The sequence below is a fragment of the Nostoc sp. KVJ20 genome (assembly GCF_001712795.1).
Classification (GTDB): Bacteria; Cyanobacteriota; Cyanobacteriia; order Cyanobacteriales; family Nostocaceae; genus Nostoc.
Map to the genome: position 1 here is coordinate 42,888 of NZ_KV757638.1, position 20,925 is coordinate 63,812.

The 20,925-nt window shown below is 42.6% G+C and carries 9 protein-coding genes; 5 read left to right on the plus strand and 4 right to left on the minus strand.

The features are described 5' to 3' along the window. Positions 1-625: 625 nt before the first annotated feature. The 3 genes from A4S05_RS20570 (at position 626) to bchH (ending at position 6,216) form a co-directional block, all read left to right on the plus strand. The gene (locus tag A4S05_RS20570; protein ID WP_069071658.1) at positions 626-1,780 is read left to right on the plus strand and encodes an L-histidine N(alpha)-methyltransferase; all 1,155 of its coding nucleotides are present in this window, start codon (positions 626-628) and stop codon (positions 1,778-1,780) included. A 14-nt stretch (positions 1,781-1,794) separates the two neighbouring features. Continuing rightward, positions 1,795-2,394: a hypothetical protein gene (locus tag A4S05_RS20575; protein WP_069071659.1), complete on the plus strand. Its 600-nt coding sequence runs from the start codon at positions 1,795-1,797 to the stop codon at positions 2,392-2,394. An 87-nt stretch (positions 2,395-2,481) separates the two neighbouring features. After that, positions 2,482-6,216, plus strand: coding sequence for a magnesium chelatase subunit H (bchH, locus tag A4S05_RS20580; protein WP_069071660.1), 3,735 nt, complete (start codon positions 2,482-2,484; stop codon positions 6,214-6,216). A 211-nt stretch (positions 6,217-6,427) separates the two neighbouring features. Here the strand turns inward: bchH and A4S05_RS20585 are convergent, their stop codons facing one another. Next, positions 6,428-7,939, minus strand: a complete 1,512-nt coding sequence (locus tag A4S05_RS20585; RefSeq protein ID WP_069071661.1) for a glycosyltransferase family 39 protein — start codon at positions 7,937-7,939, stop codon at positions 6,428-6,430. 830 nt (positions 7,940-8,769) lie between these two features. Between A4S05_RS20585 and A4S05_RS20590 the strand changes: the two genes are divergently transcribed. Both A4S05_RS20590 and A4S05_RS20595 read left to right on the plus strand, forming a co-directional pair. Next, entirely contained in the window at positions 8,770-9,210 is a 441-nt protein-coding gene (locus A4S05_RS20590; protein WP_069071662.1) for a hypothetical protein, read from the plus strand. 830 nt (positions 9,211-10,040) lie between these two features. Beyond that, positions 10,041-15,806, plus strand: coding sequence for a HAMP domain-containing protein (locus A4S05_RS20595; RefSeq protein ID WP_069071663.1), 5,766 nt, complete (start codon positions 10,041-10,043; stop codon positions 15,804-15,806). A 276-nt stretch (positions 15,807-16,082) separates the two neighbouring features. Here A4S05_RS20595 and A4S05_RS20600 read toward each other — a convergent pair whose 3' ends face one another. The 3 genes from A4S05_RS20600 to A4S05_RS20610 all read right to left on the minus strand — a co-directional run. Then, positions 16,083-18,347 carry a chemotaxis protein CheA gene (locus A4S05_RS20600; RefSeq protein ID WP_069071664.1) on the minus strand — a complete coding sequence of 755 codons (2,265 nt, stop codon included), beginning with the start codon at positions 18,345-18,347 and terminating at the stop codon, positions 16,083-16,085. A gap of 215 nt (positions 18,348-18,562) precedes the next feature. After that, complete coding sequence (locus A4S05_RS20605) at positions 18,563-19,819, minus strand: GAF domain-containing protein (RefSeq protein ID WP_069071665.1); 1,257 nt, start codon at positions 19,817-19,819, stop codon at positions 18,563-18,565. 28 nt (positions 19,820-19,847) lie between these two features. Continuing rightward, on the minus strand, positions 19,848-20,925 hold a 1,078-nt coding region (locus A4S05_RS20610; RefSeq protein WP_256091057.1), incomplete at its 5' end, for a chemotaxis protein CheW.

Consider the following 20,925-nt stretch of genomic DNA (forward strand, 5'->3'; position numbering starts at 1 on the left):
CTAGTTCAAAACTTTTACAATTATAGAGACAAAGTTTTGTTAATAAATTTGTTGAAGTACTTGTTAGCAACACCTGCATTATTTTCAGCATTACTACGCTAGTAAACAAAATAAGTTTTTGTGCGAACCTGAACAGCAAATTTTATGTGTGAAATTCACTAATCCAAAGTGTATTGCCACAAAAAACACAACCATTATAATTTATCAATATCGGGAATAACCAGTTAATTTTTGCAATAAATTGCAATGCGGTAATTGCCTCCATTATTCAGATAATAACTCTTTATAAAAGTAGAAAGCTATGACAAATGTACCTAGTAAACTGTGGCGGAACTTTATTTAGGGCTTAAGCACCTTATTAAGTCCTAAGTCTTGTTAATTGAGATGGTGCATAGGTTTACACTGTGCTGTAGTAGTTTAATGCCCAAATCCCTAGACCGAACGCACCCTTTGATGTGAACGTGGGCTGATAAAGTCGTAAAGTATTTACAGACTCTACCCTAGGCTTTTTGTTAACCCTGAGCAGCTTAACACATAATGCTTTACAGTATTAACTAATACCTGATGGCTTCTAGACATCTGCGGGAGATTAATCAGATAAACTGCTCAAGAAACGAGGCTCAACATGGGATCTTTAAATTTTGTGAAGTTACTGGAGAATTCCATCAATGAACCCGGTTTAGGGTGGACTCTCTGCTTTATAGGGGAAGATCAATCTAACAAACTTGCAGAACTCACGCAGGAATTGAGAGGCGAATTTTCCACCACAGGCGATGGAAAAGAGATTTTATCTGGTTTTTCCTATTGGGGAATAGGCCCAACGATCGCATGGGATCATGCTTGCAATGATCGATTCTATCTCGTGATGAAAGAGAGTATAGAGTCTTTTAGATATCGATGGCATCAAATTCATTCTAATAATATCAGAGATCAGAAATATCATTATGTAAGTTTAGGTGTCGGCACAGGTGAAAAAGACCAAAATATTTTAAGTTTATTACTCAACTCAAATCCCGATTTACTCTATTTTCCAGTTGATATGAGTTCGGAGATGTTAAGGCTAGGTGTGCAACGGTCAATTCGAGGTTCACAATTGCAAGGTAGTCATGTGCTGCCAATTCAAGTTGACTTTTCAATCGAGAGAAATGTTGACAAATTACGAAAACTACTAGATAAAGTCATCAATGATAGTCCTGTACTATTTTCTCTATTGGGAAACACATTAGCTAATTTTCAACGAGATACAGAACTGCTGGAAAGTCTTTCTAAGTTAATGCGACCTGAGGATAGGCTACTCCTAGAAGTAGCAACCACTGAAGATTTAAGCGAAGAAGCAGCCCAAAAGGCAGCGAAAGAGTACGCTAAAACTAGGTCTTTTAAAGAGTTTGTCACAAGTGCCTTGCTGCAAAACACTGATTTACATATCGATTTGAATAGTGTATTTTTTGATGGTTCTATAGAGACTGATAGAGGAATTTTAATAAAAATCCTGTATCGTAACCTCACTGGAAACAAAATTGAAGTGGTGTTACCTGACCGGTCAGTAATGAATTTTGAAGACCAAGATACGATTCGTTTGCTTCTAACTCGGAAATATACTTCTAATGGTATCGACAAAGCTATATCAGACAGTAAGCTAGTGCTTGTTGATAGGCTACATACAGTATTGGAACCACGTTTGAAGAATGGATTTGGTATGGATTTAATCTTAGTTGCCCCTGACTCTTCAGGAATTAACAAGAATTCTTCTGTAGCAAATAGTATATGGTCTAAACGGTAAGATGTGATATGAGTATGAAAAACTTAGTAACCTTTATCACGTTTTTCCCTTTACTTCTAGGATTTATTCTAGCTGCCGTCTGGTGGACTCAGGGAGGAAGTTTTGAGTCACTACTGACAGGCTTGGGATTATTAGCAACAATTACTGGGATTTTTGGCGAACGATGGGCATCAGCTAACGAAAAGAGGATAGAATTTCTGCGTGCTTTACTGAATGAGTGCAGATCAAATGAGGTAATTTTATCTGATAGCCGCTTCAACCCAAACTCGCATAAGCCGGGACGACCAATAGTCTTTCCGCGATTAATTATATCTGTTACCGAAACTGCGATCGCATCTAATGTTTTTGCAGAACGTCAAGATAGAGAGTTGTTTTCGCTTATACATCAATGGCGACATACTGCTAATGAGTTTAACCGGAGATTAGATATTACCGAGTTGCGTACATTCACAAACCTGTCACCACAAGAAATTCGTTCACTATACGAAGCACTACAGGAATCAAAAGAGTTCAATGAAGCACTGAATTTGACTCAACACATCACAACTTTTTTGAAATCAAACTATCTAAAAGGCTTTGGTGATAGTGAAGTCTTAACTCCTTCAAGGAACTAATGACCGAAATCTGTGGGTAGATATTTAACAATCAGCCTGAAAGCAAGTTTAAAATTTAAGTAAAGAAATATTTCGTAGCTTACAGGCATGAAACGCATCGTCTTGGTTGCTGGGTTTGAATCGTTCAACGCTGACTTGTATAGAAAAGCAGCTTTTTTGGCTAACTCTCGTTGTCTAGAGTTGGATATTCGGGTATTTAGCGATCGCGATCTTACCAACAAACGCACCGAGGTAGAAGCAGCACTTGATGGCGCTGATGTGTTTTTCGGCAGCCTCCTATTTGATTATGACCAGGTTGTGTGGTTGCGCGATCGCATTTCCAAAATTCCCATCCGCCTAGTTTTTGAGTCAGCCTTGGAATTGATGAGTTTAACCAAGCTGGGGGACTTTGCCATTGGCGACAAACCCAAAGGAATGCCCAAACCAGTTAAATTCATCCTCGACAAATTTAGCAATGGACGAGAAGAAGACAAACTCGCTGGTTACATCAGCTTCTTAAAAATTGGCCCCAAGCTACTGAAATACGTGCCAGTGCAAAAAGTCCAAGACTTACGCAACTGGTTAATTATCTATGGTTACTGGAATGCTGGCGGCCCAGAAAACGTCGCTTCATTATTCTGGACACTGGCAGAAAAATACTTGGGTTTAAAAGTCGGCGACATTCCCCCACTAATCGAAACCCCCAACATCGGATTACTCCACCCCGACTATCAAGGATTTTTTGAATCGCCCCGCGACTATTTGGAATGGTATAAAACCCATTGTAGAGACGCGATTCATCGCGTCTATTGGGAAGACGCGATGAATCGCGTCTCTACAAAACCGATTGTTGGGATTTTACTCTACCGAAAACACGTCATCACCAAACAACCCTACATTCCCCAACTGATTCGCAGTTTTGAAAAAGCCGGCTTAACTCCTTTACCCATTTTCATCAACGGCGTAGAAGGACACGTAGCAGTACGAGATTTGATGACAACCGACTATGAAATTCAGCAACGACAACTAGGTAATATAGAGACAGCCTCACTTTCTAGTGAAGCAGTAAAAGTAGATGCGATCGTTTCGACAATTGGCTTTCCTTTGGTGGGTGGCCCGGCTGGTTCAATGGAAGCAGGGCGTCAAATAGAAGTCGCAAAACGCATCCTCACAGCCAAGAATGTACCTTATATTGTTGCAGCACCTCTATTAATTCAAGATATTTCCTCGTGGACACGCCAAGGTGTCGGCGGATTGCAAAGTGTGGTGTTGTACGCGTTACCAGAATTGGATGGGGCAATTGATACCGTTCCCCTCGGTGGTTTGGTGGGCGAAAATATTTATCTGGTTCCCGAACGGGTGCAGCGATTAATTGGTAGGGTGAAAACTTGGGTGTCTTTACGGCAAAAACCTGCATCAGAACGCAAGATTGCCATAATTTTATACGGGTTTCCTCCAGGTTATGGCGCTGTGGGTACAGCTGCATTATTAAATGTACCGCGTAGTTTGCTGAAGTTTCTCCACGCACTCAAAGAACAAGGTTATACCGTGGGGGATTTACCGGAAGATGGGGAAGAATTGATTCGCTGGGTGAAAGAAGCGGATGAGGCTAATCCTCTTGTGGGGCAGTCGTCTCGCCTGCCCCTAGATAATGGCGGGCAAGATGCCCACCCCACAAGAACTGTAAATGTCCGCACATTAGAAAAATGGCTGGGATATCTGCAAACATCTCGCATCGAAAAACAATGGCAATCTCTTACCGGGACTGGAATTAAGACATATAGTGATGAATTTCAGATTGGCGGTGTGCAATTAGGAAATGTGTGGATAGGAGTACAACCACCTTTGGGGATACAAGGCGACCCCATGCGCTTAATGTTTGAACGAGATTTAACGCCCCATCCGCAATATGTCGCTTATTATAAATGGCTGCAAAATGAGTTTCAAGCTGATGCTCTAGTTCACTTTGGGATGCATGGGACGGTGGAATGGTTGCCTGGTTCTCCTTTGGGTAATACTGGTTATTCTTGGTCAGATATACTGTTAGGAAATTTGCCTAATCTATATATATATGCAGCAAATAATCCGTCTGAGTCTATGTTGGCAAAACGTCGCGGTTATGGTGTATTAATTTCTCATAATGTACCGCCTTATGGTCGCGCAGGTTTATATAAGGAATTGGTGTCATTGCGGGATTTAATCTCGGAGTATCGGGAAGATCCGCAAAAGAATTATCTGCTTAAGGAAGGGATTTGTAAAAAAATTGTGGACTCTGGTTTAGATGCAGATTGTCCGTTTGAAGATGCGAAAAAGTTAGGTATAGCCTTTACTCCCGAAAATGTTCGGATGTTTAGCAGCCATGCTTTTGATGATTATTTAGTGGAGTTGTATGAGTATTTGCAAGTTTTAGAAAATCGGTTGTTTTCTTCTGGGTTGCATATTTTGGGAGAAGCACCAAATGAGGAGGAATTGGCGTCGTATTTGGAGGCTTATTTTGGGGATGAGAAAGAAATAACTGAAGAAAGAGAAAAAGAGGAGAGACTAATAAAAGATTTGTTAATGCAATCTACGGATGAGTTAACGAATTTATTAAGGGGTTTGAATGGGGAATATATTCCGCCTGCGCCTGGTGGGGATTTGTTGCGGGATGGGGCTGGTGTGTTACCAACTGGGAGAAATATTCATGCTTTAGATCCTTATCGGATGCCTTCACCTGCTGCATACCAACGCGGACGAGAAATTGCTCAAAAAATTATTGCCCAGCATTTGGATGAACATGATAAATATCCAGAAACGGTGGCGGTGATGTTATGGGGATTAGATGCAATTAAAACTAAGGGAGAATCTCTGGGTATTCTGCTGGAATTAGTGGGGGCTGAACCTATTAAGGAAGGAACTGGCAGAATTGTTCGTTATGAATTGAAACCGTTGATAGAAGTTGGCCATCCCCGCATTGATGTGTTGGGTAATTTATCTGGGATTTTCCGGGATAGTTTTGTAAATATCATCGAATTGTTGGATGATTTATTTCAACGGGCGACTGATGTTGATGAATCGGAAGATCAGAATTTTATTAGGAAACACGCTTTAGCTTTAAAAGCCCAAGGTGTGGAAAATGCATCAGCGAGATTGTTTTCTAACCCGGCGGGTGATTTTGGTTCTTTGGTAAACGATCGCGTTGTGGATGGTAACTGGGAATCTGGTGAGGAGTTGGGGAATACTTGGCAAAGTCGCAATGTGTTTAGCTACGGGAGAGAAGACAAAGGTCAAGCTAGACCAGAAGTTTTGAATACGTTGTTAAAAACTAGCGATCGCATTGTTCAAGAAATCGATTCGGTAGAATATGGTTTAACGGATATTCAAGAATATTACGCCAACACCGGCGGTTTGAAAAAGGCGGCAGAAAAACAAAGCGGTAAGAAGGTTACAACTAGTTTTGTGGAAAGTTTCTCGAAAGATACTACACCCCGCAATTTAGATGATTTGCTGCGAATGGAGTATCGCACCAAATTGGTAAATCCCAAATGGGCGCAAGCGATGGCCAATCAAGGTTCTGGTGGTGCGTTTGAAATTTCCCAACGGATGACGGCGTTGATTGGTTGGGGTGGTACTGCCGATTTTACCGATGATTGGGTTTATGACCAAGCGGCTGATACTTATGCATTGGATGCAGAGATGGCGGATAAATTACGCAAGGCAAATCCTGAAGCTTTTCGCAATATTTTAGGGAGAATGTTGGAGGCGCATGGGCGGGGTTTCTGGGAAGCTGATGGTGATAAGTTAGATAAATTGCGCCAATTGTATGAGTTGACAGATGAAGAGTTGGAAGGAGTAACGGTTTAGTGAATTGGGTACATTAGTGTACGTCAGCATTTGATGTCTGTCTTAGAGGTTATTTGAAAAGTGTTTCGCTGTGACTTTAGACACTTTTAGATCCCCCTAAATCCCCCTTAAAAAGGGGGGCTTTGAGAATTTTTTGCCCCCCTTTTTAAGGGGGGTTGGGGGGATCTAAAATTTTTGATGCCGACAAGAGGACTTTTAAAACATCCTTTTATCAATTCAAAATATACCAAATACCATCATTACTTTTGGATAAAATACGATATCTTTTCTCAATCAATTCTAGAATCTTGGGAAACCCTTTTTTAATGCCACTTTCATCGTTATCACTAATAAATATATAAGGAGGCTTGGATAAATCTAACTCCTGTAGAAGTTGTGGCCATTGCTCAGATAGAAATAATTCCAGTGACCATCCATTTAATGATGTTGCTTGAGTCCGACCAGATAAGTAGTAAATAGACGGGTCACCAGCAACAAAAATCTCACCAGGTAAACTTCCTGGTTGAGAGAGAAACTCAACCTCAGAACGAAGCAATGTATAGTCTTCTCTAAATACATTCTGATATTTAAATCGTGTATCTTCAGTTAAAGCAAAATTATTCTTCACTAAAGCCACACCCTTGAATTGGAAATTTAATAATAAAGGTAATAAAAATAAAAATGACACCAGAATCTTAATTCGTCGTGAACTCAATTCCTTGAAAGGCTGCCATAATATATCTAAACCTTTAGTTGCTAAAATACCTGTAGGCACAAATAGTAGTAAATAATGGTAACTCCATAGTGACCTGGTTTGTATAACAATAATACCCAACCCTAAAACAAACCACACAACAAGTAACAAAGTCAATAAATTCTTACCCTTACGCAAGGATATATTGACTGCAACAATAGCAATTAAAACTAAAGTTACAAAATTCTTTAAGAACCATGCTGTTCCAAAAACTAACTTGAATATATTAAAAGTGCCATCAGCAACCACTTGCCTGGGATATACAAAAAATGTCTTATATACAATTGATAAACTATTAACTCCAGCAAAGTAGCTGACAACCAATAGAATGGGAAAGATAAGTCCTAAAAAAATTGGCACGCAAATTTCAATAAATATTTTCTGGAAACTTTGATGTTTGATCAATACAGAATGGAATAAGATAGTTAGCCAGAAAGCAAGCAAAATAGGTAGAAATATTAATTTAAATATCAGGACGATTCCACCCATAAAGCCTGATATTAAAAGTTGAATAAATCTTGCCTTGCCTTCATGATTAAAAGATTGATAAGTCAGCCAAAGGCAGATAAACAAAGGAAAACCAACTAGTCCTTCTACTTGAGTAAATTGCCGATGATATGAAGAAATATAGTAAACACCAACCGTTAACAACGGTACTAAACTTGCAATTATCCGATGCTGAAAATAAGTTTTTAAAGTCAGTTGCAATATTATGGAGAAAAGCATCATATACATCAGTTCAAATATATGGATGCCAATCTCATTAAAACCAAACAAATTTCCTGCTAAAAAATAAAAGTAATAAATTCCAGGTTGCTTTAGATCCCAAAAATCCCGATATAGTACTTTTCCTTGTTGCATCTCCAAAGCACCTGTTGTAAATAGTGCTTGATCTCCTGAAAATGGAAAAGGTAAATGTATCAAACCAATTATGACAACAGAAATTAAAACCAGAAAGTCAATTTTGCTTAATTTAGGAAGATTAATCATGAAAATTTACTCCTGTTGAATAAATATAATATAGGACTTACGCATTGACAGAAAATACCAAATATGGATTTTTTGAAAAAGCACGTCTGTCGTAGGGGTAAAGCACATTGCTCATTGGTGTCAACTTAAGCTAAAACCCTTTTCAAATCTCGTTTTCAGCCTCTAGCTGGAAATGCGGCTCCTGGCGGCTCTGCCGCCAGTAAGCGAGGCGGAGCCTCAACGACGAGCATTCCCAGTCGGAGACTGGGAACGAGGCAAATGGGCTAAACCTTAGCTATCCGCTCACAAAATGAATTTTGAACTTCATAGTGGATAGCGCCGGCGGTAAGCGAGTCCGCGTACTCTGTAAGAGTTGCAAGCTACGCTTTTAGCATCTCGTAGAGAGCGTCTTCATTCTGAATTCTGAATTCTTCTTCTTAAGGCTATGAAAATTTAAACATTTGCAGCTAATGTTACTTCATTTATAAGAAAGGCTTAAGTTTTTCTTGCAAATGTATAAGCCATTGCAGCAAATGCTTAATACTTTGCAACAAATGTTCTTCCATATATAAGAAAGGCTTAAGTCTTTCTTGCAAATGTATAAGTCGTTGCTGCAATTGTTTAATACTTTGCAACAAACGTTATTCCATATATAAGAAAGGCTTAAATCATTGCAGCAATTGTTGTAACGAACTTATGTATCTATTTATTGCCGGAAATAAAATATAGTCTAAGTGAAATTAACTAAATTTTTTGAGATGCAATCGCAACTGATTTGCTATATTTTCCCATGACAATTAGAAATATTTTGGTATAAAACAGTACTAACAACCTAGTGGCAGAGATGCATTATGGCACGTCGTAAAAGAAATTCCAGCATTTTAGAACGAGCCGATCGCCGGATTGAAAGTTTGCAATCTATCAGTGTAGAACTTGACTTTGGCGAAGGATTGACTATCCAAGCTTACACCATGACAATTAACGATCTCCGGTCTAAACTTGCTGCTTACAACACTGCATTATCTACCATTGACAAACTTACAGATGACGTGAATAACGCAGAAAAGGCTGTAATAGCGATGTCAGAAAAAATGTTACTAGGAGTTGGCAGCCGTTACGGTAAAACCAGCCCACAATACGAGATGGCAGGTGGTGCGCGACGAGGTAATACCAAGAAGAAGCAAAGCGTACTAAGTAATTCCAAACTCACCAATTCTTTAGCAGCTGATTCTGTGAAGCTTTCTTCCACAAATGGATCTATGAATGGGGTGTCGGGTGCGATCATGAGTTGAATGAAGAGTGCTGAGTTTTATCGAGGATGTTGGAGGCAGAGGGCAGGATAGCGCAGCGGTAGGGGTAAGGGGAAAGAAAAAACTTTTACCCTTTACCCTTTAACCTTTTCCCGAAACCCAATTCCGAGTTAAAAATGCTTTACCTAAGCAGTATTGCACCGTAGCCTTATTAAGGGGGGAACCGGAAAAACATCTATTAAAGTCTTCCTTAATAAGGGGGAGTTAGGGGGATCAAGATATGTGCAACTTCACATAAAATTGGTATAGGACTCATAATCGAATGGCACTAAGAAAAGCCCAAAAGCTTGTGTTGTCTTGTTTCCAGCCTCCAGGCTGGGAATGTATTTAAAAGAGGCTCTGCCTCAATTCAAGCTACTGGAGGCGGAGCCTCCCAGAATGGATTCCCAGCCTGGAGGCTGGGAACTAGTCAGAATCCTTCGAGTTGCCAGATATTTATGACTTTAGCAAACCTCAGTTATCAGTTAGAATTTGTTGATTTGCTGCTTTCCTCAAATTCCAAAAATCAAAAAACGTAATCTTAATTGTCATTGTGTGTTCTACTGTGCGATGCTGTATTCGCCGACGGTTGATGCTGCATAACAGTGTCCCACTAGCTATCATTAGCTAAGTGGGATGTCAGATACGACGGCAATACTATTTAGTTTGCAGTCTTTATTAACTGCTTACACTCGCACCCATCAAAATTAGTTTAATCCACTTTCTATTCCCTACTCTCTATTTTTATCCGCATTACCTAAAAGTTATCTCACTAGGTACGGGGTGCAAAAAATACAAAAAATTCCTCAAGATTCAAGATTAAGGATAAGGCTATGGCAACCGAACAGTTAACTAGAGACAGCGACAATCTAGATTTAAATCAGCTATTGAGAACGCTGAATGCTGTTAAACAGGGTGACTTCTCGGCTCGGATGCCCATAGATCATACTGGTGTGGCGGGGAAAATTGCTGATACGCTCAATGATATTATTGATCAAAATGAGCGGCTGGCGGCAGAGCTACAACGGATTGGTAATGTTGTCGGCAAAGAAGGCAAAATTGCCGATCGCGCCTCTCTCGGAAATGTTCGCGGTTCTTGGTCAGATTGTGTTACTTCTGTCAATACTCTGATTACAGATTTAGTTCAACCAACTGCTGAAACTACTCGTGTAATTCGGTCAGTCGCCAATGGTGATTTATCCCAGACGATCGCAACAGAAATTGACGGCAGACCCCTTCAAGGTGAGTTTCTCCAAACTGCTAATATTGTCAACACAATGGTAGAACGGCTTGGTTCCTTTGCATCGGAAGTAACGCGAGTTGCCCGTGAGGTGGGAACTGAAGGGAAGTTGGGCGTTCAAGCCGAAGTCCAAGGTGTGGCGGGTACTTGGAAAGATTTAACTGATAACGTTAACTTGATGGCGGGTAATCTCACCGGACAAGTGCGAAATATTGCCGAAGTTGCAACTGCGATCGCAAATGGCGATCTATCAAAAAAAATCACCGTCAATGTGAAAGGCGAAATTCTGGAACTCAAGAACACCGTCAACACGATGGTGGATCAACTGAATTCCTTTGCATCGGAAGTCACAAGAGTAGCGCGTGAGGTTGGAACTGAAGGAAAGTTGGGCGTGCAAGCTGAAGTTAGAGGAGTGGCTGGTACTTGGAAAGATTTAACTGATAACGTTAACTTAATGGCGGGTAATCTCACCGGACAAGTGCGAAATATTGCCGAAGTTGCAACTGCGATCGCCAATGGTGATCTATCGAAAAAAATCACCGTCGATGTCAGAGGTGAAATTCTCGAACTCAAAAACACCATCAATATTATGGTGGATCAACTCAGTTCTTTTGCTAGTGAAGTAACGCGGGTTGCCCGTGAGGTGGGAAGTGAAGGTAAACTGGGCGTTCAAGCAGAAGTCAAAGGTGTAGCCGGGACTTGGAAAGATTTGACCGACAGCGTAAACTTTATGGCGGGAAGCTTAACGGCACAGGTGCGGAATATTGCCGAAGTGACTACTGCTGTGGCAAATGGCGATCTTTCCAAAAAAATCACCGTTGATGTCAAAGGCGAAATTTTGGAGTTGAAAAACACCATCAACACAATGGTGGATCAACTTAGTTCCTTTGCTAGTGAAGTAACGCGGGTGGCGCGGGAAGTAGGAACTGAAGGAAAACTGGGTGTGCAAGCAGAAGTTAGAGGAGTGGCTGGCACTTGGAAAGATTTGACCGACAATGTAAACTCAATGGCCGGGAACCTCACCGATCAAGTGCGAAACATTGCTGAAGTTGCAACTGCGATCGCAAATGGTGACTTATCCAAGAAAATTACTGTTGCTGTCAAAGGTGAAATTCTCGAACTTAAAAATACCATCAATATTATGGTGGATCAACTCAACTCCTTTGCAAGTGAAGTCACAAGGGTGGCGCGGGAAGTGGGAAGTGAAGGTAAATTGGGTGTCCAAGCAGATGTGCGCGGCGTGGCTGGTACTTGGAAAGATTTAACCGACAGCGTGAATTTCATGGCGGGAAGCTTGACGGCACAGGTGCGAAATATTGCCGCCGTTACCACCGCCGTAGCGAATGGCGACTTATCTAAAAAAATCTCCGTTGATGTCAAAGGTGAAATTTTAGAGTTGAAAAATACTGTCAACACGATGGTAGATCAACTCAATTCCTTTGCAAGTGAAGTGACGCGAGTTGCTCGTGAGGTGGGAACTGAAGGTAAATTAGGCGTACAAGCAGAAGTCAAAGGTGTAGCCGGCACTTGGAAAGATTTAACTGACAGTGTAAACTTCATGGCGGGAAGCTTGACAGCGCAAGTGCGGAACATTGCCGAAGTTACCACAGCCGTAGCAAATGGCGATTTATCTAAAAAAATCACCGTCGATGTCAAAGGTGAAATTCAGGAACTTAAAAACACCATTAATACAATGGTGGATCAGCTAAATTCTTTTGCATCAGAAGTTACCAGGGTTGCCCGCGAGGTGGGAACGGAAGGTAAATTGGGCGTACAAGCTTACGTCAGAGGAGTTGCTGGAACCTGGAAAGATTTAACGGATAACGTGAACTCAATGGCGGGGAACCTCACCGGACAAGTTCGCAACATTGCCGAAGTTACGAAAGCAGTAGCAAATGGCGACCTTTCCAAGAAAATTACCGTCGATGCCAAAGGTGAAATTTTGGATTTGAAGAACACCACCAACACGATGGTAGATCAACTCAGTTCCTTTGCCAGTGAAGTGACGCGGGTGGCGCGGGAAGTAGGAACTGAAGGGAAATTGGGCGGACAAGCGCAAGTCCAAGGTGTCGCGGGTACTTGGAAAGATTTAACAGATAACGTTAACTCGATGGCGGGGAACTTAACAGCCCAAGTACGCGGGATTGCCAGAGTTGTAACCGCAGTTGCTAACGGTGACTTGAAACGGAAACTGATGCTAGATGCCAAAGGAGAAATTGAAACCTTGGCAGAGACAATTAACGAGATGATTGATACCCTAGCGACATTTGCCAATCAAGTAACCACAGTGGCGCGGGAAGTGGGAATTGAAGGGAAGTTAGGCGGACAAGCGAGAGTACCGGGGGCGGCTGGGACTTGGAAAGATTTAACAGATAATGTGAATGAACTTGCTGCTACACTAACAACTCAGTTAAGAGCGATCGCAGAAGTTGCTACAGCTGTAACTAAAGGTGATTTAACTCGTTCAATCGCCGTCGAAGCATTAGGCGAAGTAGCAATACTTAAAGATAACATCAACCAAATGATTGCCAACCTGCGGGAGACAACGCAGAAAAATACCGAACAAGACTGGTTGAAAACTAACCTAGCCAAGTTTACCCGAATGCTCCAAGGTCAGCGAGACTTGGAAACCGTATCTAAATTAATTCTCTCAGAACTAGCACCTTTAGTAGGAGCGCAACACGGCGTATTTTTCCTCATGGAGTCTGGGGACAATATGCCGTATTTGAAACTAATTAGTAGCTATGCTTACCGCGAACGCAGACATCTAGCTAACCGCTTCTACTTGGGTGAAGGTTTGGTGGGACAATGCGCCCTAGAAAAAGAGCGAATACTGCTGACGGAAGTACCAAACGATTATGTCAAAATTACCTCTGGTTTAGGAGAAGCCACGCCCCTCAATGCCGTGGTGTTACCTGTACTGTTTGAAGGACAGGTGACAGCAGTGATTGAATTAGCCTCCTTTCGCCGCTTTAGCGAAATTCATCTGACATTCTTCGACCAACTTACCGAAAGTATAGCGATCGTCCTCAACACGATCGCAGCATCGATGCGAACGGAAGAATTACTCAAGCAATCCCAATCTTTAGCCGAAGAACTACAAACCCAACAAAGCGAACTCCGAGAAACCAACCAGCGTTTAGAACAACAAGCCCAATCACTCAAAGCCTCCGAAGATTTACTCAAAGGACAGCAAGAGGAACTGCAACAAACCAACGCCGAATTAGAAGAAAAGGCAGAATTGTTAGCTCAACAAAAGAAAGAAGTCGAGCGCAAAAATCGTGAAATTGAACAATCAAGACTGTCTTTAGAAGATAAGGCGGAACAACTCGCCCTTTCTTCAAAATACAAATCAGAATTTCTCGCCAATATGTCCCATGAACTACGGACACCGCTAAATAGCTTGTTAATTTTGGCAAAATTGTTAACAGATAATATTGATCGCAACCTCACCGCCAAGCAAGTCGAATACAGCCAAACAATTTACTCAGCCGGTACTGACTTGTTGACGTTAATTAATGACATTCTGGATCTCGCCAAAATCGAATCTGGAACGATGTCCATTGACATGACTCAAATGCCATTAGGAGAGTTGGGTGATGTAATTGAGCGCAACTTCCGGCAAATTGCTCAGAGTAAAGGACTTGCTTTTGCAATTGAATTTGCTCCCGAATTGCCAAACACCATCTATTCAGATATAAAACGTATACAACAGGTGTTGAAAAATCTCCTTTCCAACGCTTTTAAATTTACAGAGCAAGGAGAGGTACGCTTACGGATTGCGGTAGCCAAGCTGGGCTGGAGCAACGATCATCAAACTTTAAATAGTGCCCAGATGGTAATTGCCTTCTCAGTCAGCGATACAGGCATTGGTATTCCCCCCGAAAAACAGAAAGTGATTTTTGAAGCATTCCAGCAAGCCGATGGCTCTACCAGTCGCAAATATGGCGGCACCGGATTAGGCTTATCAATCAGCCGTGAAATTGCTCGTCTCTTCGGCGGTGAAATTAAACTCATCAGTCAACCCGGTGAAGGTAGCACCTTTACATTCTATTTACCACAATTTAGTGCTGAGTCTAGATCGGCACTCCCCACTCCCCACTCCTCACTCCCCACTCCCTACTCCCCACTCCCCACTCCCCACTCCCCACTAATAAATGACGATCGCACTACTATAGAAAGAGGCGATCGCGTCTTACTAATTGTCGAAGATGACGTAAATTTTGCGCGTATCCTTCTAGAGATGGCGCAACAGCAAGGATTCAAAGTGATAGCTGCCCAAACCGGCAGTACAGGTTTGATGTTAGCCCAGCAATTCCTGCCTTCAGCCATCTTGCTAGATATCCGCTTGCCAGAAATGGATGGTTGGACGGTATTGGATCGTCTCAAACATGACCCAAATACCCGGCACATCCCTGTACACATCATGACCGTTGAGGAAGGAAAACAGCGCGGTTTGCAACTAGGTGCGATCGCATATCTGCAAAAGCCCTTAACCAGCGAGACAATATCCGAGGCGTTGAGCAAAATTAAAGGTTTCGTTGAGCGCCAGGTGAAAAATTTATTGGTAGTGGAAGACGACGACACTCAACGGCATAGTATTGTTGAGTTAATTGGCAACAGCGATGTTTCGACCATTGCCGTGGGAACTGGTGCAGCAGCATTAGAAGCCATCCGTTCACAGCATTTTGATTGCCTTGTCCTCGACTTAGGGCTACCCGACATGACTGGGTTTGAACTGATCGAGCAGATAAAACTTCTACCTCACGGCAAAACTTTGCCAATTATTGTCTACACAGGTAGAGAAATTAGCAAAACTCAAGAAACGGAACTCAGACGGATTGCAGAGACAATCATTATTAAAGATGTGCGATCGCCCGAACGTCTCCTTGATGAAACAGCATTATTTTTACATCGAGTCCAGGCAAATTTACCAGCACCCAAGCGCCAAATACTCGAACAACTGCATTCACAAGACTATTTACTCACAGGCAAAAAAGCGCTAATTGTAGACGACGATATGCGGAATATCTTCGCCCTTACCAGTATGCTAGAGCGTTATCAAATACAGGTTTTATATGCTGAAAATGGCAGACAGGGAATCGCGCAGTTACAAAATACACCAGATATTGATGTCATTTTGATGGACGTAATGATGCCCGAAATGGATGGTTACGAAACAACACGCTTAATCCGCCAAAACGATCAATTTAAATCTTTGCCGATTATTGCACTGACTGCTAAAGCCATGCAAGGCGATCGCGAGAAGTGTATAGAAGCAGGTGCATCAGATTACATCACCAAACCCGTAGATACCGAACAATTGCTGTCTCTATTGCGTGTTTGGCTATACCGTTAATTTGGTTCCCTTAGCAATCCCAAAACAAACCCTCAGCTACCAACCTTGTAAAATTTTTTATGCTCAGATCGCCGTCATCCTCCTCACTTCCTCCCCACAGAGGTTAAAACTGCTATCATTCATGTGCAACAAGCATTTCGGCAGGTATTGATATGATGTCCGTTTAATCAAACTTAATAAAAAATGTTCGTAGTAAGGACTTTAGTCCTGGCTTTGGGGACTAAAGTCCTCACTACAAACTGTTGATTATGAGTGATTTGACGGACATCATATGATTCAAGTTAGAGATTTTGTGAGAAGATGACCATCTAAAACCAGGCTAAGTTGCCCATTGGCAAGAATGCTAGTTCCTTGGATATAAGCTGCAACTGGGATTGCTTCCCCCAAAGGATGGATCGCAGCGGATTGCTTGCCAATGATGCAATCTACTTCTAAAGCACATCGTTTGTCTAAGTAACGAAATACTAATAAAGGCTTATCCTGCTTGAAAGCATTTAGTGTATCTGTGTTGTAAGTAGTAACTGAGGTAGGAAGCTGGTTAGGACAAATCAGCACATCAGTCAATAAGTGGATAGGGACGAGCATTTCTGTTGTTAAATGCTCACCATCGCAACTAAGGAAGCCACTGGTGCTAGAAGACTGCAAAAATAACATCCGTCCCGCTTGAGTTTGGATAATTTGTTCGGACTGCGATAGACAAATCTGCTCTACAGAATCGGCAATAAATGCATAAACTCTGGAGTTAGCTTGACAGACGATAAGTTGAGCAATTTTTTGATCGAGGGGAATTTGGAGCGAGAAAGCTGTACCATGTCCAGCTTTAGACTTCAATACTATTCTTCCCTGAATAGCTGTTAATTGCTTGCAAACTTCAGTTAATTCTACTCCTAACTCTAAGGCAGCGCGATCGCATAAAACAGATGAAACCTCTGGTTCAATTACCAGTTCTTGTAAGATATCCCCTGGTTTTGTCAGGGTGAGTCCTTGGGCTAAAGCTTGTTGATAAATTTGAGATAAGTTCAGTCCTGCGCCATCATCACAGCCATCAATAATTAGTTGATTTCCTTGCTGATAAACTTTAATTTCGATGATACCGTTGCTATTTTTACCAAGGTGTTGGCGTGTTTGGCAAGATTCAATACTTTGCTCTAGTAAATAGCAACTTATATGCAACAGGAGAGCATGGAGGCGATCGCTAAATGCCCGATCGACTTGGATATCGCTAATTTGTAAATGTAGTCTAGCAGACTTATCTTGTAGAGCTTGTAACTGAGACCAAAGCCGATGCAACGGTTCTAAGGCTACTTTTAAAGGAATAGTTGTAACTTTTTTGACTAAATTGGCAGAATGCTTAAGTAACTTTTCCTGCTGTATGAGTTCTTGTTTGAGTTGATGATGATTGTTATTGAGCGAATCAACAGTTGATGCCACCTGAGACGCTTCAGCCAAAACAGATTGCAGAGTACTGTATAATTGCTGAGAGCGAGAAGCAGCTAGAGGAGAAAGGGTATCTGAAATTGCTGCTAAACGTCCTGACCATTCCTGTAGATTATCCAGCAGGTGTTGTAATCGTTTAACTTGTCGGAGCAACCGCCCGATCGTATGTTGCTGTTGTTCTTCTTGACAGGCTTGCTGATTATATGTAGTTAATAATGTTGCAACTAGCACATTTAGTTGTTCGAGATGCTGAATATTGATCGGTGTGGCGGTTGGAATACTTGTTGCAACAATGGTAGAAATGGATTCTTGTAAAGAGAGTGGATGGCGATCGCGAACAGATTTAACTAGGGATGCTTCAGTAGGTAAGGAAAAATCCCCCAACCAAGCATGAAAATCTCCTTCGTCATACTCTTTCGGGTTTGCTAGTTCCCCTACATTGATGGGAAGCTGCTCGGTATCTACGTAAACAAGGCTGCCAGACTGGGGGCTAGTTTCACAAGAGGCAGGGGGCAGAGGGGCGGAGGAGCAGAGGGGCGGAGGGGCAGAGGGGCGGAGGGGAAAGAACTTGGTATTTGAACTCTCCTTTGCTCCCCTGCTCCCCTGCTCCCCTGCTCCCCTGCTCCCTACTCCCTGCTCCCCTGCTTTTTCACATTCTTGCGGTTGCTCTATCGATGTCTCAAGGTTTGTTTCTTGGGAATCGCCAAACTCTGCTTGTAGATGAGCAACAATGGCAGACATCCGCTCCAGAATTTCTACTTCGTCAATTTGCGAGGCTGTTAAAAATGCCATCAATAGCATCTGTAGACAATCTAATCCTTCCGACAACAGGGAGGCGATCGGGGCGTTGACAGTTGCCTGATACTGATGTAGAAGCTGAAAAATCTCTTCTAGTGCAGCCGCAACTATGGCAATGGCATCTAGCTCGGCTGCTATGGCAATCGAATGCAGAGAGCTAGCAGCTTCCATGAGAGCCAAAGCTGTAGCAGGGTTACTGTCTTTTGTATAGTTAGGCAACTCCTGCTCCAAGAACAGCAACAGATCGATCGCTTCTTCTAGAAAACGATCGTCGTTCTGCGGTTGGGGGACAAAATCGGTACTCATGAAAACAACTCTCGTTTCTATGGGGTTTGTGAGTGAATTTTGGATTTTGGATTTTGGATTTTAGATTTACCCACCAGCATCAATGCAGGGGCTTCAACTAAAAATTTTGGATTTTGGATTTATTCCACGAATAAATTCGCTTGCTTGAGACCAGTTTAGATTTTAAATTTTGAATCTTCAATCCAAAATCTAAAATCTAAAATTCGGTGACAATTCTATGGCTTCGATATTGTTTGGAGGCTACAAGCAGCGATATCGGCGATCGCTCTGAATTGCTCCTGGATTTGCGCGATTGACTCCAACCCCGCACTGATTTGGCGATCGCACGGTTCGATCGCAGAAGCAACGTCTGCTGCTGCCACCTGGAGTTCTTGGAACCATTCCTCTATATTTAGGGTGCTATCGCGGGCTTGACGGGCGAGAATTTCCACCTGTTCGGCAGCCGCTAGCAAACCTTGTTCCCGATCGCTAGCTTTTGTGGCTTCGATGGCTGTATTCAAGGACAAAACCTGAATTTTGGTACTCAAGCCTTCCACAAGGCGAATAAAGTCAGAAGCTTGCTCGCAAAATTCACCAAGATATTGCAGCTGTTTATTAGTAATAGCAACAGTATCTTGAATAGACATTAAATGCTCGCCGGCAAGCTCGGCGATTCTTGCTCCTGCTTGTACAGCTTGGCTCACCTGCTGAAATGGCACTAGTAACTCAGAGCGATCGCAGGATTCAGCCTTTTGCTGTTGAGCAGGTGGAGCTACTATTTCAGCCCAGCGCAAGTTAATTGTCAACATCATTCCTACTTGTTGTAGCAAACTGCGCTCTGCTTCCTGCCATTGTCGGGGTTGGAGGCAATGATGAATAACTAAAAAACCCCAAGGCTGTTGTTTGACAATTAAGGGCAAGCAGAGGCTAGCTTGCACCTGAAAGCGTTGCCAAAATTGCTGTTGGCGGGGAGTTAATTCTAATACTTCAGTTAGGTTGTTGAGGGAGTTTTGTCCGTCGCCAACATCGGGTTTATTAACAAACAAATTTATCGGTAGGGATTGGTTGAGCAGGGATGTCCAACCCGCTTGTATTGCTTCAGCGATCGCTCGACTACGATTATCTTCTTCAAAACGATAAATCAAAACGCGATCGGCGTTGAGAACATCTCGAAGGGCGGTGACTGTAACCTCCAAAAGTGCAGTTTGACTTTTTGTCTGCTGCATTTGGCGATCAATGGCCGCAAGTTGTTCTCGCTGGAGTTGAAAAGCTCCTCGAACATTTTCATCATTGTCACTGGGCGAATCCTTAGCCAAAGCTTGGACAAAAGCTTCGATTTGACTCACCTTCTGCTGCAATTGAGCGACCTTTGGCCCCTTAGCAGATTGAAAGACTGCTTTGATTACAGCCACATTAGCCAAAATTTCTTCTATCTGGATTTCATTTTCAACAGGCTGGGTTTCAGAATTAGGGTCTAAAGTTGCGATCGTCACAGAAAACTCCTTGCAGCATCAAGTTAAATCAGTGGGTTTGCCATTGCAATGTCTGGGCGATCGCTCTGGTGTCTAAAATCCAGCGATCGTCTGGCAGAATACCTTGAACAAAATTTAGCAGTTTGTTTGGGGAAAAGTCGGTTGGTGCCGATTGTGCTTGCTGTAAATCCTGCCACTCTACATCGTAGACATGAGCCACCAAAAACCCGATTACCTGATTTTGCAACTCGATAACCAGAACCATTGGCTTTTCTGGTCGTGACTGCCGCTTCAAAAGTGGCGCATAACCAAGCAAATGTTCCAAGTCAACCACCCGTAGCATCTGTCCTTGCCAATTATAGAAACCTAAAATCCAACTTGGTAAGGCCGGGGCTGGGGAAATTTCTTGGCTAGCGAGATCAATAATGTCCTGTAACGAGTGGAATGGTAGCAATCCACTTCCTCCATCGCCCAAGGAAAAACGGAGAAATCTTTGCCGTTGTTCGCCTGATGTCAGCCCAGGAGCCAAGGTTGAGGTTGTTCCGGGCAACCCCAACTTATCAGCCAATATCTGGCTCATACCAAAAAGAAGTACTTTCAGTGGTTCCTCGTTCGGTGCTACAGGCAAAACAGCCATGTGGCTAACACAGCTTAACTCCGCCACTTGCCGATAAGACCACGGCACCGGACGCACTGCTGACAAAGGAATATCAATTAAAGCAGGGGGCTTGTCCACAGGAATGCCACAAATTTCCCCAGTCCGGGTTTGAGTCAGAAGTAAGAAGCGCCCTGAAGTGTCAACCGCAGAGGGAACTTGATGCGGCTGTTGGGCTTGTATTTGCGAAATGAACTTTTGGCGCAAGTCCACAATTGTGATCGTTTGCGCTCCCAAATCAACCATCCCGATACCACTTTCAACTGTACTGCGAATCGGGGGACAAGCCATCACCTTGAGAACTGCACCAACTGGCAGGGCAAATAAATAGTCTGCGATCGCAAAAACAACGACTCGCAGGGAGTCGCGATCGGTTACAGCGCCAGATAATCGCTTAAACGGAAAGGGAGTGTTAAGCATAGCAAGGGTAAAGGGTAAAGGGTAAAGGGGAAAGGGGAAAGGGTAAAGGGGA

Excerpts from the sequence above, each read along its gene's own strand:
- A4S05_RS20595 (WP_069071663.1), top strand. The coding sequence starts at position 10,041 with ATGGCAACCGAACAGTTAACTAGAGACAGCGACAATCTAGATTTAAAT.
- A4S05_RS20600 (WP_069071664.1), bottom strand. The coding sequence starts at position 18,347 with ATGAGTACCGATTTTGTCCCCCAACCGCAGAACGACGATCGTTTTCTA.
- A4S05_RS20575 (WP_069071659.1), top strand. The coding sequence starts at position 1,795 with ATGAAAAACTTAGTAACCTTTATCACGTTTTTCCCTTTACTTCTAGGA.
- A4S05_RS20570 (WP_069071658.1), top strand. The coding sequence starts at position 626 with ATGGGATCTTTAAATTTTGTGAAGTTACTGGAGAATTCCATCAATGAA.
- bchH (WP_069071660.1), top strand. The coding sequence starts at position 2,482 with ATGAAACGCATCGTCTTGGTTGCTGGGTTTGAATCGTTCAACGCTGAC.
- A4S05_RS20585 (WP_069071661.1), bottom strand. The coding sequence starts at position 7,939 with ATGATTAATCTTCCTAAATTAAGCAAAATTGACTTTCTGGTTTTAATT.
- A4S05_RS20590 (WP_069071662.1), top strand. The coding sequence starts at position 8,770 with ATGGCACGTCGTAAAAGAAATTCCAGCATTTTAGAACGAGCCGATCGC.